This is a genomic window from Aeromicrobium sp. CnD17-E (assembly GCF_024124745.1).
Taxonomy (GTDB): Bacteria; Actinomycetota; Actinomycetes; order Propionibacteriales; family Nocardioidaceae; genus Aeromicrobium.
The window spans coordinates 1-14,043 of sequence record NZ_JAMXRU010000086.1; the positions used below are offsets into that span (position 1 = coordinate 1).

The following is a 14,043-nucleotide window of genomic DNA, read 5'->3' on the forward strand; positions in this document are numbered from 1 at the left end:
CGCCGACGGCCCCGTGACGACCGCGGTCACGCGACGTCCGTCCCGCCGAGCGCGCGGCGACGCTGGGCGCGCAGCCGGGCGACGGCCACCACGGCGCCGACGAGCAGCAGGACCGCGAGCACGGCGATGGCCACGACGAGCACCGTCACGATCGTGCCGTCGTCGCTCGTCGTGGCCGCAGCCGCCGTGTCGGTCGACCCTGGGGTCTGCGTGCTGCCCCGCCAGGTGGCGGAGAGCGCCTCGCGGGGGCTGGTGCCGTCACCGACTGCGAACCGCAGCACCTGGGTGTCCGTGGCGGTGCCGCCGTCGACGAGGTCGGCGATCGCGCTGACGCGCACGAGGTAGACCCCCGGCTCCGTGAACACCCAGTTCGCGTGGGTGTGGGTGTTCACGTCGACGAAGAAGTCCTGCCGGGCGTCCTTCGCCGACGTCCACAGCACCTCGGGCTCCTCGAACGACCCGGACTGCAGGTACGTCACCAGGCGGCCGGGGCCCTGGACGCCCTCCAGCCGCAGCGTCATGCCGCGGTCGATCGTCTCCATGACCCGTGGCTCCTGGGTGTTCCACCCGACCCACGGGGCGCCGGCCGCCTGGGTCTGCGGCAGCGCCCACACGGTGCTGCCGGGCTTCGCGCCGAGGAACGCGTACGTCGGGTCGTCGGGAGCGGGGAGGCGGACGGTGTCCGGCACGGCGAACACCGTCTTCTCGGGCAGGCGCCAGGTGCTCTGCTTCGACGGGTCGGCCTTCGCGGTGTCGTCGTGGACGAGGAAGCGCCACGTGCCGTCGACGTAGGTGGGACCGAGGTCGACGTGGCCGCTCTCGAGCACCTTCACGTCGGTGACGACGGGGTCGTCGCCGCGCACGGTCTGGCGCAGGTCGGGGTCGTCCTCGGCGGTCGCGCCCGACGGGACGAGCGCCACCAGGACGGCGGCCAGGGCGACCAGCCGCCACGGGCTCCTCCTGGACGTGGAGCGGGACGGGCGCGGGCCGCCGACGGGGCGGGTGGAGGGCATCACGGGTTCTCCTGGGGTGCGAGGCACTGGACGAGGGAGCGGGCGTTGTGGCGGACGAGCTGGGCGTAGCTGCGCACCGTGGCGTCGAACGCGTCGCCGTAGAGGGGGCAGACCTTCACGTGCTGCTCACGCGCGACGTCGACGAGCGTGCTGGAGCGGGCTCGCAGGTTCGGCTCGAGGAACACGGCCGGCACGTCGAGGTCGGCGATGGTCCGCGCGAGCCGGCGACGGTCGGCGAGCGACGGCTCGATGCCGGGGTGCGGGGTCACGAAGCCCGACACCTTGAGGCCGTAGGCCTTCGCGAGGTAGCCGAACGCGTCGTGGGAGGTCACCAGGTGACGCCGCGACGCCGGGATGCTGTCGACCGCGCGGCGCATCGTGGCGTCGAGGCGGTCGAGCTCGCGCAGGTAGTCCTTGGTCCGGGCGCGGTACACGGACGCACCGGCGGGGTCGACGTCGACGAGGGTGTCGCGGACGAGCTGCACGTACGCCATGACGTTGCGGACGTCGTGCCACAGGTGGGGATCGATCTCGCCGTGCACGTGCTTGCCGAGGACGGCCTGCGGCAGCTGGTAGATCTCCGTGCCGGGGCGGCCGAGGAACCGCAGGCTGCGCTCGGCCGGCACCTCGGAGAGCGCCTTGGTCGGCACCTCGACCACGACGTCCTCGAGCGGGAGGGTGCGCTGGCTGTGGTCGCCGCCCCCGTCCGGGTCGTAGCGCACCACGAGACGGCCGGTGTCGACGTCGGCGGCGAGGTCGGCGTGACCGCCGTCGACGACCACCGCGTCGTCCACGCCGGCGCGTGCCGGGTCGACACCGACGGCGAAGGTGAGGGTCCCGGTGCCGCGCGGCACCTCGGGCCCGTCGTCGTCGACCTGCAGGGCCGCCTCGAACCGCAGCCGGTACACGCCCGGCTCGGTGAACGCCCACGACATGTGGGTGTGGGCGTCGAGCGGCAGCACGGCCGTGTCGTCGTCGTCGAAGCCGTCGGCCGAGCCGAAGGTCACCGCTGTGTCGCCGAACGTGCCGGTCAGGTAGGCCCAGGCGTCGCCCGGTCCCGTCGCGGCCGTCGCCGACAGCCGCACCTGCGACGCCCGGTCGGCGCCGAAGGCCGCACCGTCGCCGATGGATCGCAGCCCCAGCCACGGTGTGTCGAGGCGGAGGTTCTCCACGAGCGGGATGACCTCCGCGGCGTACTTCGTCGCCCCCTCGGCGAGCGCGACGTTGGGCGCGGCGGCGTCGATGTTCGCGTCGAGCACCTTGACGACGGCGTGCTCCTCCAGCAGCGCGTAGTTGCTGAACGCGGCATCGGCGTACGCGGCGTCGCGCGCCGACCGCAGGGTCGGCTCGAACGAGTGCGGGTCGGCTCCGTCGGGGACGATCGAGACGACGTTCACCCGGTCGCCGCCGACCTGCTGCACGAGGTCGCGCAGCAGACCCGTCGTGGTCACCACCTGCACCCGCCCGTCCTGGTCGGACAACCGCGGCGGGGGAGCGCAGGAGGTGACCGCCAGCGAGCCCGCCAGCGCGAGCGCCGCGAGCCGGGAGGTCCGTCTCACGCGGCCGTCCCGTGGAAGCGCCGACGCCACCAGAGCGCGCCGGCCGCCGTCGCGAGCAGCAGCCCGCCGAGCACCCCGAGCAGCAGCCTGACCGGACCCTTCTCGAGCGCGGCGAGCACGCGCTCGGCCGTGCCGTCGTCGGACTCCGGCACGAGGCCTCGGGCGACCGCGGCCGCCTCGGCGCGGTCCTGCGCGGCTGCCTCGGCCGACTCCTCGAGCGTACGGTCCTGGCTCGCGACGTCGGACTGCGGCAGCGCCCCGCACCCTCCGCCGGACGCGGCCGCCGCCGGGTTCACGTCGCCCACCGCGAAGGTCAGCGTCGAGCGGTCGGAGACCGCCTTGCCGTCGGCGCGGGTGGCCTGCTGGGTGAAGGCCACGCGGTAGAAGCCCGGCTTGCTGAAGGCCCAGTTGGCGTGGGCGTGGACGCCGAGCGGGATGCTCGTCGTGCCGGGGCCGTCGAACACCATGCGCTCGACCCCGCCGAACGTGCCGGCCGTGTAGACCCGCAGGCTGCCGGGACCCTGGACCGAGTCGAGGCGCCAGCGGACGGATCCGCGGACCTGGCTCGTGTCGAGGCTCTCGGTGTTCCAGCCGAGCCAGACGAGGTCCGGCACCTGGGTCTGGGGCACCTGGTAGATCGAGCTGCCCGCCCGTCCGACGGCACCCAGCCCGGCGGGGAGCCGGACCTTGCTGCCCGGCTTCACCCAGAGCACGACGTCCTTCGGGTCGCGGTAGACCTTGGCGCCGGAGCCGTCGGTCCCGACGAGCGACCGGAGCCGGCCGCCGACGAGACGCGTGGCGTAGTCGACGTGTCCGGACGAGATCACGGTCGCACGCTGCGGCACACAGGTCTGCCCCGCGGCCAGCGCGGCGCGCGCTCCGGAGCCGCCTGCACCCGATCCGCCGTCACCGGACCCGCCCGAGCCGCTGTTCGAGCCGCCAGGCCGAGGTGCCGTCGGCACGCGGGGCGCGGCCGTGAGCGTCACGTGGTCCCAGCCGACGAGCTCGCCGGAGCGACGCTTGACGACGAGCCGGTGGTCGCCGGTGCGGGCGTCGGCAGGCATCCGCACGCGCAGCGCGCCGGACGCGTCGACCTGGGCCCAGCCGAGCCAGCGCGGTCGGCTGTGCAGCCACACCGACACCCACTCTCCCGCGTCGACATCGGGCACCGAGACGAGCGCCTGCGACCCGCGGACGAGTCCGTCGCGTCCGTTGAGCACCCGCACGCCGCCGGTCGTGGCGTCGGTCAGCGACGCCTCGGGTACCGGTCGGGTGTCCGCCGTCCCCGGTCGACCGTCGGTGCGGAAGCAGGCCTTCGGGTCGACGGTGCGCAGGTCGGTGCGTCCGACGGCGACGGCGAGCGTGAACCGGTGCCGCAGGGTGCGCCCCGAGGCGGACGTCGCGGTGCGCTCGGAGTCGAGGCAGTACACGCCCTCCGCGCTGAAGGCCCACGTGCCGTGCGCGTGCGTGCGCGGCGGGATCGTGAACGCGTCGGCGGAGGTGATGCCGTCGCGGGTGTTGAAGCGGACGTCGACCGTGCCGAAGCCGTTGGGCACCGACGTGAACAGGGCCATCTCGCCCGGACCGCTCGCGCGCAGCAGACGCCAGCGCACCCCGCCACGTAGCGTGCCGTCCGGGATGGCCTCCGTGGACCATCCCGGCCACACGATCGACTCGTCCTGGGTCTCCGGCGCCAGCCAGACGGGGTCGCCGGCCCGGCCGAGGAAGGCGAGGTTCGCGCCTGCGGGGATGCGTTGCGCCGCCTGTCGACCGACGTGCAGCACCGTCGACGTGAACGGACGCCAGGCGACGTCGCGACCGGTCGCGCTGTCCTTCACGTGGGTGGTCAGCGCACCGCGGATCACGCGCGAGGCGAGGTCGACGTGGCCTTCGTCGATGATCGTCGCGCCCGCGTCGTTGCGCCAGCCGTTCGGCGCGTCGTAGACCGGGTCCTTCTCGTCGACCGGCGGCGTCGGGCTGGTCGTCGGCGTGGGGCTCGGCGTCGGTGCGGTGGGCGAGGGCGTCGGGGTCGGCGACGCCGTGGGGCTCGGCGTGGGCTCGGGGGTGGGTCCGGGGTCGGACGGTCCCTCCGGCTCGGCGCCCGCGGCGCACGTCGTGCTCAGCGCGCCGTGCTCGGCCGCCCGCCACCACGGGCTGTCGGCGTCGGAGGGCCGCACGGGACCGTCGACCACGAGGGTCAGGGTCGCGTCACGGCGCTCGCCGCGGCCGTTCGTCCAGCGCAGGTCGACGCAGTACCGGCCGGGCAGCGAGGCCTGCACGCGCACGCCCTGCACCGTCTCCTCGCGGGGACGCAGCGTGCGCGGCGCGCGGGCGGCGTCGTCGGACCGTGCGTCGTCGAGGTGCAGGGCGCCCGGACCGCGCATGCGCAGCAGCTCGAGCGTCTCGCCGCCGTCGGAGGCGGGAACCCCGAGCGTGTCGAGTCGCAGGGTGCGGGTGGACAGCAGCTGCAGGGAGTCGAGGTAGCTGCGCACCGTGGGGTTGCGCAGGTGCACGACGGTGTCGTCGAGCCGGGTGTACGCGACGGGTCGCTGGCGTGCCGTGTTCCACGAGGCAGCCGCGATGCCGGCGTTCGTCGTCGGGTGCAGCGACACGTGACCGTCGTCGGTGACGACGTGCGGACCGGTGCCCGACGTCAGCTCCGTCGGTCCGGGGGCCGGCTCGGTGGGCGGCGGCAGACGTCGGGCGCACGGGGTGACGCGGTCGGCGTCGACGGTGTCGCCGACCACCATGGTCAGCCAGTCGCGACGTACCTGGAGGTCGCCGGCGATCTCGGTCTGCGCCGACACGGCCAGGCAGTACACGCCTGGAGCGCTGAACGACCAGTTGTAGTGCGCGTGGTTGCGGACGCTGGCTGCAGAGAGCACCGCGGGGGTGCCGGAGGGCAGCACGCCGCCTCGCGTGCTCACCAGCACGTAGGGGCTGGAGGAGCCGGTCCAGATCGACAGGTCGCCGGGTGGACGCCCGCCGTCGAGTCCGGCGACCTGCTCGATCGCCATGTCGGTGCGCCGACCGTTGGCCACGAGGGCGTCGTCCTCGGAGCTGCTCCCGATCCACGGGAACGCCTTCGTCCCGCCCTCGACGGAGCCCGACGACTGCGGGCTGTTCCACAGCGGCTGGCCGGGCGTCCCGAGGAAGGCCCAGTCGTCGCCGGACGGCACAGTGGTGCGGAGCAGGTCGGGGTGGACGACGACCAGGTCGCGGTAGGGCACGCGACCGCGTCCGTCGACGGAGGCGTCGAGCACGAGGCGACGGTCGGTGTCGCCGACGATCCGCGGCGCGACCACGTCGGCGTGACCGCTGCGCATGACGTAGGTCGGGGCCTCGGGCTCCGGGGTCGGCTCAGGTGTCGGCTCCGGGGTGGGCTCAGGTGTCGGCTCAGGCGTCGGCCCAGTGGTCGGCTCGCTGGTCGGTTCGGGGGTCGGCTCGGGCGTGGGACCGCTGGCCGACGTCCCGCAGGCCGCGTCGTCGGGGACGGCGTCGCCGACGGCGAAGCGCAGCGTGACGGGCGCGCTGCGGGCACGGGTCGTCATGGTCGACAACGTGCCCTCGACCGAGAGCGACACGCAGTAGAGGCCGGGTCGGGTGAAGCGGTGCACCCAGTGGCCCACCAGGCCGCCGGTGGTGCTCTTCGCCGTCCTCAGCACGCCCTCGCGCGACTGCTCGGTGCCGTCGGCGCCGCGTCCGGTGCCCATCGGCGTCACGAACGCGAACTCGTCGTGGGTCAGGAGCGGGCGGGCCAGCCCGCTCCACGGCTGCGTGTAGTCGTACCGGTAGGTCTGGTAGGTGCCGCCGGCCGGGGCGACGACGTCGTCGATGCGGTAGGTCAGCGTCGGGTCGCCCGCTGCGCGCGCGGTGTAGGAGAGCGCGACGGACGGCGCCACGCTGTCGTCGGTGGTGGACCCGCTGATCCAGGCGCGCTCGCCGGGCGTGCCGAGCGTGCGGTGCGCCGGGGTGTCGGGCAGCTCGTAGGACGTCGCGTCGCTGATGCGGAACGTCGGTGCGGTCGGCGGCGTGACCCAGTCGAGGGCGATGCCTCCGTCGGCGGTCTTGACGGTGCGGAGGACGTGCTTGCCGGTGGCGACCGACCCGTCGGCGGCGACGGTCGGCACGGCGGACAGGGCGAGCCCGACCAGACAGGCCGTGAGGGCCGTGACGAGGGCGGTCGCGGGGAGTCGGAGGGACGAGCGCATGGGGACCTTCGCAGGGAGGGGGGAGGGGCACCTCGGGGCGGCAGCGTGTGCCGCCCCGAGGCGAGGTGTCAGGAGCCGGCCGTGATGTTCAGCGGCGAGAGGGTCTCGGCGAAGGCGCCGTCGCCCGTCTCGACGTCGAGGCTCACCGCGTAGCTGGTCGCGGTGGCGCTGGCCGCGGGCAGACGCCACTCCCCGTGGACGTGGTCGGCGGCCTGCGTGAGGGTCACGGTCGACGAGCCGCCGAACGTCACGCCCGAGTCGAGCGTGATGGTCACGGAGTCGGCGCAGACGCTCTCGGCGCCGGCGGCGACCTCGTAGCTGAAGCCGAGGTCGGGCAGGGACGAGTCGAGGTCGGCGTCGACGACCCAGGCGCCGCCGGCGTAGCTGACGCCGGCGCTGGACGCCGGGAAGGTCGCGCGGTGGTTGCCGATGTCGGCGGGGGACACGTGCTGGCCGCCCAGGTGGCTGCCGAGCTCGTAGCTCGCGGCGCCACCGGCGTCGGTGCACTCGAGCTCGACCACGTCGTTGTGGCCGGCCGGGATGGCCGTCTCGGCGTGGGCGGGGAGGCTGAACGCCACGGAGGCGGCTCCACCGGCGAGGACGGCGGTGATGAGTCGTGCAGAGGACATGCTTCTCCTTCGATCCGTCCGGGGGCAGCTGCCGACCGGACGCGGGTGGGTCGGACGACCGCGGGCGCGGTCGCGGTGCTCTCTAACCGCCACTGACCGGGCGGGACGGGGGCCGCGTGGTGGCGGCCGATCTGCGAGCACCTTAGACAAGAATGAGAATCGTTGTCAAATACTCAGGAGGAGGTGTGCGCCAGCGCGACGACGCCCCCGCCCGCAGGTGCGGACGGGGGCGTCGGGGAAGGTGCTCAGGACGAGGAGTCGTCCTGGGCGTCGGGTGCGGCGGGTCCGCCGCGACCGGGACCGCCGGGACCGCCCGGGCCTCCGGCCGGTCCGAGCAGGTCGGCGTCGTAGGCCTTCAGGACCGACGCCTTGTCCGACGAGCTGATCGTGCCCTCGTCGACGGCGTCGTCGAGCCGCTCCGACAGGGCGCTGCGCTCCTCGGTGCGTCGCTCCGTGCGGTCGGACTCGGCCTGCTTCTCGGCGGCGGCGAGCGCCGACTCGACCTTCGACTCCGAGACGCCCAGCTCCTTGGCCAGGGCGGCGGCCAGCTTGGCGTCACGCTGCTCGCGCTCGGCATCCGTGGGCGGGGTCGGCTTCTCGCCGTCCTTCGGCTTGTCGGGTCGCAGGTCGTCGCGGACGGCGGCCAGCGCCTTCTCGACGACCGACTGCTCCAGCCCGAGCTGCTTCGCGATCACGGCGGCCTGCGCGCCGGGGCCGCCGTGCGGTCCGGCGGGGCGGGAGCTGCTGCTGGTGCCGCTGCCGGTCGAGGCGGTGTCCGCGGACGCGAGCGCCACGCCGCCGACGGCCAGGCCGGCTCCGGCCACGAGGCCGGCGATGCCGAGTCGGGCTGCGGTGGAGGTGTTCATCAGGTGACTCTCTTCCGTTGAGGTGTGTCCTCGTCGACGATGACCAGCGTTCCTGTCACGGACCTGTGCGCGACGTCAGGGAGTGCTGGGCGCCGGTCGCAGCCGTGCGAGGTGCGGCGCAGCCCGTACCGCCGGTATGGTCACGGACATGGCCAGGCGACGTCGGATCCACACGTTCTCCCACGACGGTCTCACCTTCGACGTGCGCGACACCGGGCCGCTCGACGGTCCCCCTGTCGTGCTGCTGCACGGGTTCCCGCAGACGTCGACGTCGTGGGACAAGGTCAGCGAGCTGCTCCACGCCGACGGCTACCGCACGATCGCGCCGGACCTGCGCGGCTACTCGCCGGGCGCGCGCCCGGCGGGTCGACGGGCCTACGCCACCGAGCTGCTGGCCGACGACGTCGCAGCGCTCCTCGCGGTCGTGGGGGAGCCGCTGCACCTGGTCGGGCACGACTGGGGATCGGCGATCGGGTGGGTCGTCGCGGCACGCCACCCGGACCGGCTGCTCTCCTGGACCGCCGTGTCGGTGCCCCACCCTGCGGCGTTCGTGGCGTCGATGGCACGCAGCACCCAGCTGCTCAAGTCCTGGTACATGGGCTTCTTCCAGCTGCCGGTGGTCCCCGAGCTCGTGCTCACCCGGTCACGAGGGGTGCGCGAGCGGGTGCTGCGCCACGCCGGCATGGACCGCGACCTGCTCGCCCGCTTCCAGACCGAGATGATCGATGGCGGAGCGCTGACGGGCGGCCTCGGCTTCTACCGCGCGCTGCCGTTCTCGGCCAAGGGCCTGCAGGGCACGGTGCGCGTGCCGACGACCTTGGTGTGGAGCACCGGCGACGTCGCGCTCGGTCGCGCCGGTGTCGACCTGACGCCGCGTCACGTGGACGCGCCGTACGAGCTCGTGGTGCTCGAGGGCGTCAGCCACTGGATCCCCGACCACGCCCCGCAGGTGCTGGTCGACGCCATCACCCGACGGGCTCGCGCGGCCGCTGCCTGACGCGTACGGTCGGGACATGGACGAGCCCTTCGACCCGGCCCGCGTCACCCAGGCGCTCGAGCACCTGCCCGGATGGGAGGGTGACGCGTCGGGCCTGACCCGCACGTACCACTTCGAGAGCTTCGCCGACGCCATCGGCTTCATGGCCGCGGCGGCCCCGCGCATCGACGAGATGGACCACCACCCCGAGTGGACCAACGTCTACGACCGGGTCGACGTGCGGCTCGTCAGCCACGACGTGAACGGCGTCAGCGGACGCGACGTGCGTCTGGCCGAGGTGCTCGACGAGCTCGCCGGCGCCGTGGCCGGCGCGTCCTGACCGTCAGGCCCAGAGGTTCTCGCCGAAGCGGAACCAGATCGCCGACAGCACGGCCACGTACCAGAGCACGACCACGAGCAGCGTCCAGTTGCTGAGGAACCGCGTGACCGCGGAGCGCGGCGCGAAGGCGCGCAGGTTGCGGGCGGTGACCACCACGAACAGCGGGATCATGAACGTCCAGACGACCATGCACCACGGGCAGAGCTTCCCGATGTCGTAGATGCTCTGGTACTGCAGCCAGGTCACGAAGCCGATGCCGAAGAGCACGCCCACCTGCAGCCCGGCCCACACGAAGGCGGGGAGGCGGACGCCGGCGAGCAGCAGCACGGCCAGCGTGACCACCACGGTGAAGCCGACGATGCCGATGATCGGGTTGGGGAAGCCGAACGCCGACGCCTGCGGCGTGTTGATGACACCGCCGCAGCTGACGAAGGCGTTGAGGTCGCAGTTCAGGGTCTTGTCTGTACCGGCAGCCTCGGCGGTGAGCAGCTTGACCTTGTCGATCGTGAGGACGATCGCCGCGGCGAGTCCGACCACGCCGGCGACCAGCATCAGCCACCTCGGGTCGCGGACGTCGGTGTCGCCGGCCTCCCTCGTGTCGGGGGTCCGGTCACGGTCGTCCTGCAGCACGTCGCTCACGCCGCCGATCGTAGTGGAGGGCTGGTCGTCGGGACAGAGCGTCTTGACGCGCTCCCGTACCCCGCGTACGGTTTCAGATACCGTCGGTATCTGAAAGAGGTTCACGCATGGAGCACGTCGACGTCGTCATCGTCGGGGCCGGTCTGTCCGGCATCGGGGCCGCCTACCGGCTGAGCACGATGAGCCCAGGGTCGAGCTACGCGGTCCTCGAGGCGCGCGACGCGGTGGGCGGGACGTGGGACCTCTTCCGCTACCCGGGCGTCCGCTCGGACTCCGACATGTACACGCTGAGCTATCCGTTCCGGCCCTGGACCCACCGCAAGGCGATCGCCGACGGTGCGGACATCCGCGAGTACATCCGGAGCACCGCCGAGGAGCACGGCATCGCCGAGCGCATCCGCTACGGCCACCGCGTGGTCGGCGCCAGCTGGTCGTCCGACGACGCGCGCTGGACGGTCACGAGCGAGGTCGACGGCGAGCTCGTCGAGCAGACCTGCTCGTTCCTGTTCATGTGCAGCGGCTACTACGACTACGACGAGGGCTACACCCCTGACTTCCCCGGGCTGGAGGACTTCGCCGGGACCGTCGTGCACCCGCAGTTCTGGCCCGAGGACCTCGACTACGCGGGCAAGAAGGTCGTCGTCATCGGCTCCGGCGCCACCGCGATCACGCTGCTGCCGTCGATGGCCGAGCAGGCCGGGCACGTGACCATGCTCCAGCGCTCGCCCACCTACATCACCTCGCTGCCGCAGGAGGACGCGATCTCCGCGGGCCTGCGCAAGGTGCTGCCCGCCGGCCCGGCCCACCGGCTGACGCGGCTCAAGAACGCTGCCACGGCGATCGGCTTCTACGAGTTCTGCCGCCGCTTCCCGTCGGCCGCGCGCAAGATCCTGCTGAACCGCGCCCAGGGCGCGGTGCCCGAGGGCTTCGACCCCCAGCACCTCACGCCGCGCTACGACCCCTGGGACCAGCGGCTCTGCGTCGTCCCGAACGGCGACCTGTGGCGCACGCTGCGTCGCGGCCAGGCGTCGATCGTGACCGACCGGATCGACTCCTTCGACGAGACCGGCATCCGGCTCGTGTCGGGCGAGCACCTCGACGCCGACGTCGTCGTGACGGCCACGGGCCTCAAGGTCGTCGCGCTGGGCAAGGTCGCGATCGACGTCGACGGCGAGAAGGTCGACCCGAACGAGCGCTTCGTCTACAAGGGCCTCATGATCAGCGGCGTGCCGAACCTGGCCTGGTGCATCGGCTACACGAACGCCTCGTGGACGCTCCGTGCCGACCTGTCGTGGCAGTACGTCGCCCGGCTGCTGCAGCACATGCGCGAGCACGGCTACGTCGCCGGCATGCCCGATCCCGACGCCGTCGGCGGGCAGGGTGCGCCGGCGCTCGACCTGCAGTCCGGCTACGTGCAGCGTGCCGTCGGTGTCCTGCCCCAGCAGGGCAAGGAGCGGCCCTGGACGGTCCGGCAGAACTGGTTCCTCGACGCCTGGGACAACCGACGCACCGACCTCGACGAGCAGATGGTCTGGACGAAGGCCTCCTGAGCCCCGTCCCACCCCGCTGAGCGTGACGTTTGCGGGCCGGATCGGCCGTCCGCGCCCCGCGAACGTCACGCTCAGCGGGGTAGGGCACGCGGGGTGGGGACGACTAGGGTGGGCCGGTGCGCATCGACCAGCTGACCCTGCGGGCCGCAGGCGGCGCGCTGCTGCTCCTGTCCCTGCTGGTGGTGGTCGTCTCACCCGGCGACGTGGTCGACCGACCTGTGGGCGTGGTGCTGGCGGGAGGCCTCGGAGCGCTCGTCCGCGTGGTGCTCGCGGCCGCTGGGCTCTCGCTCGTGCTGTCGCTGCAGTCCCTGGCTCCGTCGCTCGACCCTGAGCGTGGTTCTGGGCGGCCTCGGCGCGCGGTGCCGGTGCTGCTCGGACTCCATGCCCTGTCGCTCGTCGCGCTCGCCTTCACCTCGCCCAGCACGGAGCCGTTCGGGACGGGCGCGGTCGCCGCGCAGGGGACGGCGTCGTCCGCCCTCGGCGACCTCGCGCTGCTCGTCGCGTCCACCACGCTCCCTGCGGCCATGATCGTCCAGGCCGCGCGCTGGCGGCGCGACGAGACGACCGCGCCGAGGGCGAAGGGTGCCTTCGTGGCCGCCGTGGTGTCCCTGTGGGCGTCGCTGGCCTACTCGCTCGCGGACCAGGGCACGCTGCCCGCACCCGGTCTCTGGCAGCGGGTGGCGTTCGTCGTCGCCTGGGTCTGGCTCGCCGCCCTGCTGCTGCGCACCGCGGACGGCCTCACGTCTGGCAGTGGGGGCACCAGAAGGTGATCCGCTCGCGGCCCGGCTGGTCGCCGAGCTCGCCGTCGCGCAGCGGGGTGCCGCAGCGCCGGCACCGTGCGTGCTCGCGGCGGTAGACCCAGCGCTCCTCGCCCTGGCGCGTGCTGCCCGTGAACGTCCGCTCCACCCGCGCCTTGTTGACGTCGAGCAGGCGGTGACCCCGCTCGACCACGCGCGCGACGTCGGGCACGTCACCGACCCGACGTGTCGGCGCCAGCCCCGACAGGAACAGCAGCTCGTTGACGTACTCGTTGCCCAGCCCGGCGAGGTTGCGCTGGTCGAGCAGTGCCACGAAGATCGGCCGGTCCGGGTCGGACTCGACCCGACGCGTCGCCTCCGCGAGGTCCCAGTCGGGGCCGAGGAGATCGGGCCCCAGGTAGGCCAGCGCGTCGTCGTCGTTCTCGCGCTTGAGGATCTCGAGCAGTCCGAGCTGGAAGCCGATCGCCTGGTGCTGCTCGGTCTCCAGCACGATGCGCGCCGTGTGCGCCGGACGCCGCCAGCGGCTGCCCCGACGCAGCACGTGCCACGCACCCTCCATCTTCAGGTGGGAGTGGATCGACGCGTCTCCGACGCGGATCAGCAGGTGCTTCCCGCGGCTCAGCACTTCATCGACCGTGCGACCGGACAGGTCGAGCGTCGCCCACTGCGGCACGCGCACGTCCGTGCGCACCAGCTCCCGGCCCTCCAGCACCTCGCGCAGGTGGTGGGCGGTGCGCCAGACGGTGTCACCTTCGGGCATCGGCGACCTCCTGGCGTGGGGCGGGGTGGGTGGTGCGGGGTGTCACGCCTCGCCCGGTATCTCCCTCAGGCATGGCTGGGCCGTCCGGAGGAGGTGGGGCGGCGGGCGGTGTCGCTGCCGCGGCGCAGGTCGAGCCGCAGGCCCTTCGGGTGCCGGTCGAACCCCGCCGCGAGCAGTGCCTCGCCGGTGGGCGTGGTGCCGGCTGGGCGGCCGTTGACCGACTCGACGGTGAGTCGCGGGATGCGCCCCGACCGACCGAGGCCCGCGACGGCCCGCGCGGCGCGGGTGAGGACGTCGACGTCGTCGGTGAACGCCAGGCACGAACGTCCGCCGCGCTCGAGGTAGAGCACCGCGCGACCGTCGTGGACGGCCACCAGCGCACCGGCCTTGCGCGCCGGGCGGTGCTTCAGGTCGTCGGCCGGGTCGACGACGGCGGGCCAGGGGAGCGCGGCACCGAACGGCTGGGCGGGGTCGGTGGCGGCGAGCACGACCGCGTCGACGTCGGCCTGCTCGTCGTCGGGGCGCTCGAACGAGCGCATGCGGTCGACCGTCGCCGACGACGCGAACTGGGCCGCTCCCAGGGAGTCGACGTAGTACCCGCGCAGCACCGAGCCGTTCTGCTCCAGCTCGCGCAGCACGCGGTAGGCGCCGGCGACCCCGCCCGGCGTCTGCTCGGCCACCACCGCGCCGCGGGTGACCACGCCGTGCCGCGCGACGAGCGCCTCGGTGCGCGCGACCTGCA

The 14,043-nt window shown here is 73.5% G+C and carries 11 protein-coding genes and 1 pseudogene; 4 read left to right on the top strand and 8 right to left on the bottom strand.

Going from position 1 to position 14,043, the window contains the following annotated elements; genetic code table 11:
* Positions 1–26: 26 nt before the first annotated feature.
* The 5 genes from NH339_RS14050 to NH339_RS14070 all read right to left on the bottom strand — a co-directional run bounded on the left by NH339_RS14050 (position 27) and on the right by NH339_RS14070 (position 8,278).
* A complete protein-coding gene (locus NH339_RS14050; protein WP_253026404.1) occupies positions 27–1,013 on the bottom strand; it encodes a choice-of-anchor M domain-containing protein in 987 nt (328 codons plus the stop codon).
* Positions 1,013–2,572 carry an anchored repeat ABC transporter, substrate-binding protein gene (locus NH339_RS14055; protein ID WP_253026406.1) on the bottom strand — a complete coding sequence of 520 codons (1,560 nt, stop codon included), beginning with the start codon at positions 2,570–2,572 and terminating at the stop codon, positions 1,013–1,015. The genes NH339_RS14050 and NH339_RS14055 overlap by 1 nt, the downstream gene beginning before the upstream one ends.
* Positions 2,569–6,783, bottom strand: a complete 4,215-nt coding sequence (locus NH339_RS14060; RefSeq protein WP_253026408.1) for a TIGR03773 family transporter-associated surface protein — start codon at positions 6,781–6,783, stop codon at positions 2,569–2,571. Before NH339_RS14060 ends, NH339_RS14055 begins: the two co-directional genes overlap by 4 nt.
* A 68-nt stretch (positions 6,784–6,851) precedes the next feature.
* Complete coding sequence (locus tag NH339_RS14065) at positions 6,852–7,412, bottom strand: hypothetical protein (RefSeq protein ID WP_253026410.1); 561 nt, start codon at positions 7,410–7,412, stop codon at positions 6,852–6,854.
* Positions 7,413–7,657: 245 nt separating this feature from the next.
* A complete protein-coding gene (locus NH339_RS14070) occupies positions 7,658–8,278 on the bottom strand; it encodes a hypothetical protein (RefSeq protein WP_253026412.1) in 621 nt (206 codons plus the stop codon).
* 148 nt (positions 8,279–8,426) lie between these two features.
* Between NH339_RS14070 and NH339_RS14075 the strand changes: the two genes are divergently transcribed.
* Positions 8,427–9,275, top strand: a complete 849-nt coding sequence (locus tag NH339_RS14075) for an alpha/beta fold hydrolase (RefSeq protein ID WP_253026414.1) — start codon at positions 8,427–8,429, stop codon at positions 9,273–9,275.
* 16 nt (positions 9,276–9,291) lie between these two features.
* Positions 9,292–9,594 carry a 4a-hydroxytetrahydrobiopterin dehydratase gene (locus tag NH339_RS14080; RefSeq protein WP_253026416.1) on the top strand — a complete coding sequence of 101 codons (303 nt, stop codon included), beginning with the start codon at positions 9,292–9,294 and terminating at the stop codon, positions 9,592–9,594.
* Between the two features lie 3 nt (positions 9,595–9,597).
* On the opposite strand, the gene NH339_RS14085 is transcribed toward NH339_RS14080, so the two are convergent.
* A complete protein-coding gene (locus NH339_RS14085) occupies positions 9,598–10,233 on the bottom strand; it encodes a vitamin K epoxide reductase family protein (protein WP_253026418.1) in 636 nt (211 codons plus the stop codon).
* A gap of 107 nt (positions 10,234–10,340) precedes the next feature.
* Here NH339_RS14085 and NH339_RS14090 point away from each other — a divergent pair, with 107 nt between their 5' ends.
* On the top strand, positions 10,341–11,783 hold the full coding sequence (locus tag NH339_RS14090) for an NAD(P)/FAD-dependent oxidoreductase (RefSeq protein ID WP_253026420.1): 1,443 nt from the start codon (positions 10,341–10,343) through the stop codon (positions 11,781–11,783).
* A gap of 116 nt (positions 11,784–11,899) precedes the next feature.
* Positions 11,900–12,553: a DUF998 domain-containing protein gene (locus NH339_RS14095; RefSeq protein ID WP_253026422.1), complete on the top strand. Its 654-nt coding sequence runs from the start codon at positions 11,900–11,902 to the stop codon at positions 12,551–12,553.
* Here NH339_RS14095 and NH339_RS14100 read toward each other — a convergent pair.
* Both NH339_RS14100 and NH339_RS14105 read right to left on the bottom strand, forming a co-directional pair.
* Complete coding sequence (locus tag NH339_RS14100; RefSeq protein WP_253026424.1) at positions 12,522–13,301, bottom strand: DNA-formamidopyrimidine glycosylase family protein; 780 nt, start codon at positions 13,299–13,301, stop codon at positions 12,522–12,524. The two genes, NH339_RS14095 and NH339_RS14100, sit on opposite strands and share 32 nt — an antisense overlap.
* Before the next feature lie 65 nt (positions 13,302–13,366).
* Positions 13,367–14,043: pseudogene (locus NH339_RS14105) on the bottom strand (hypothetical protein); the annotation flags it as partial.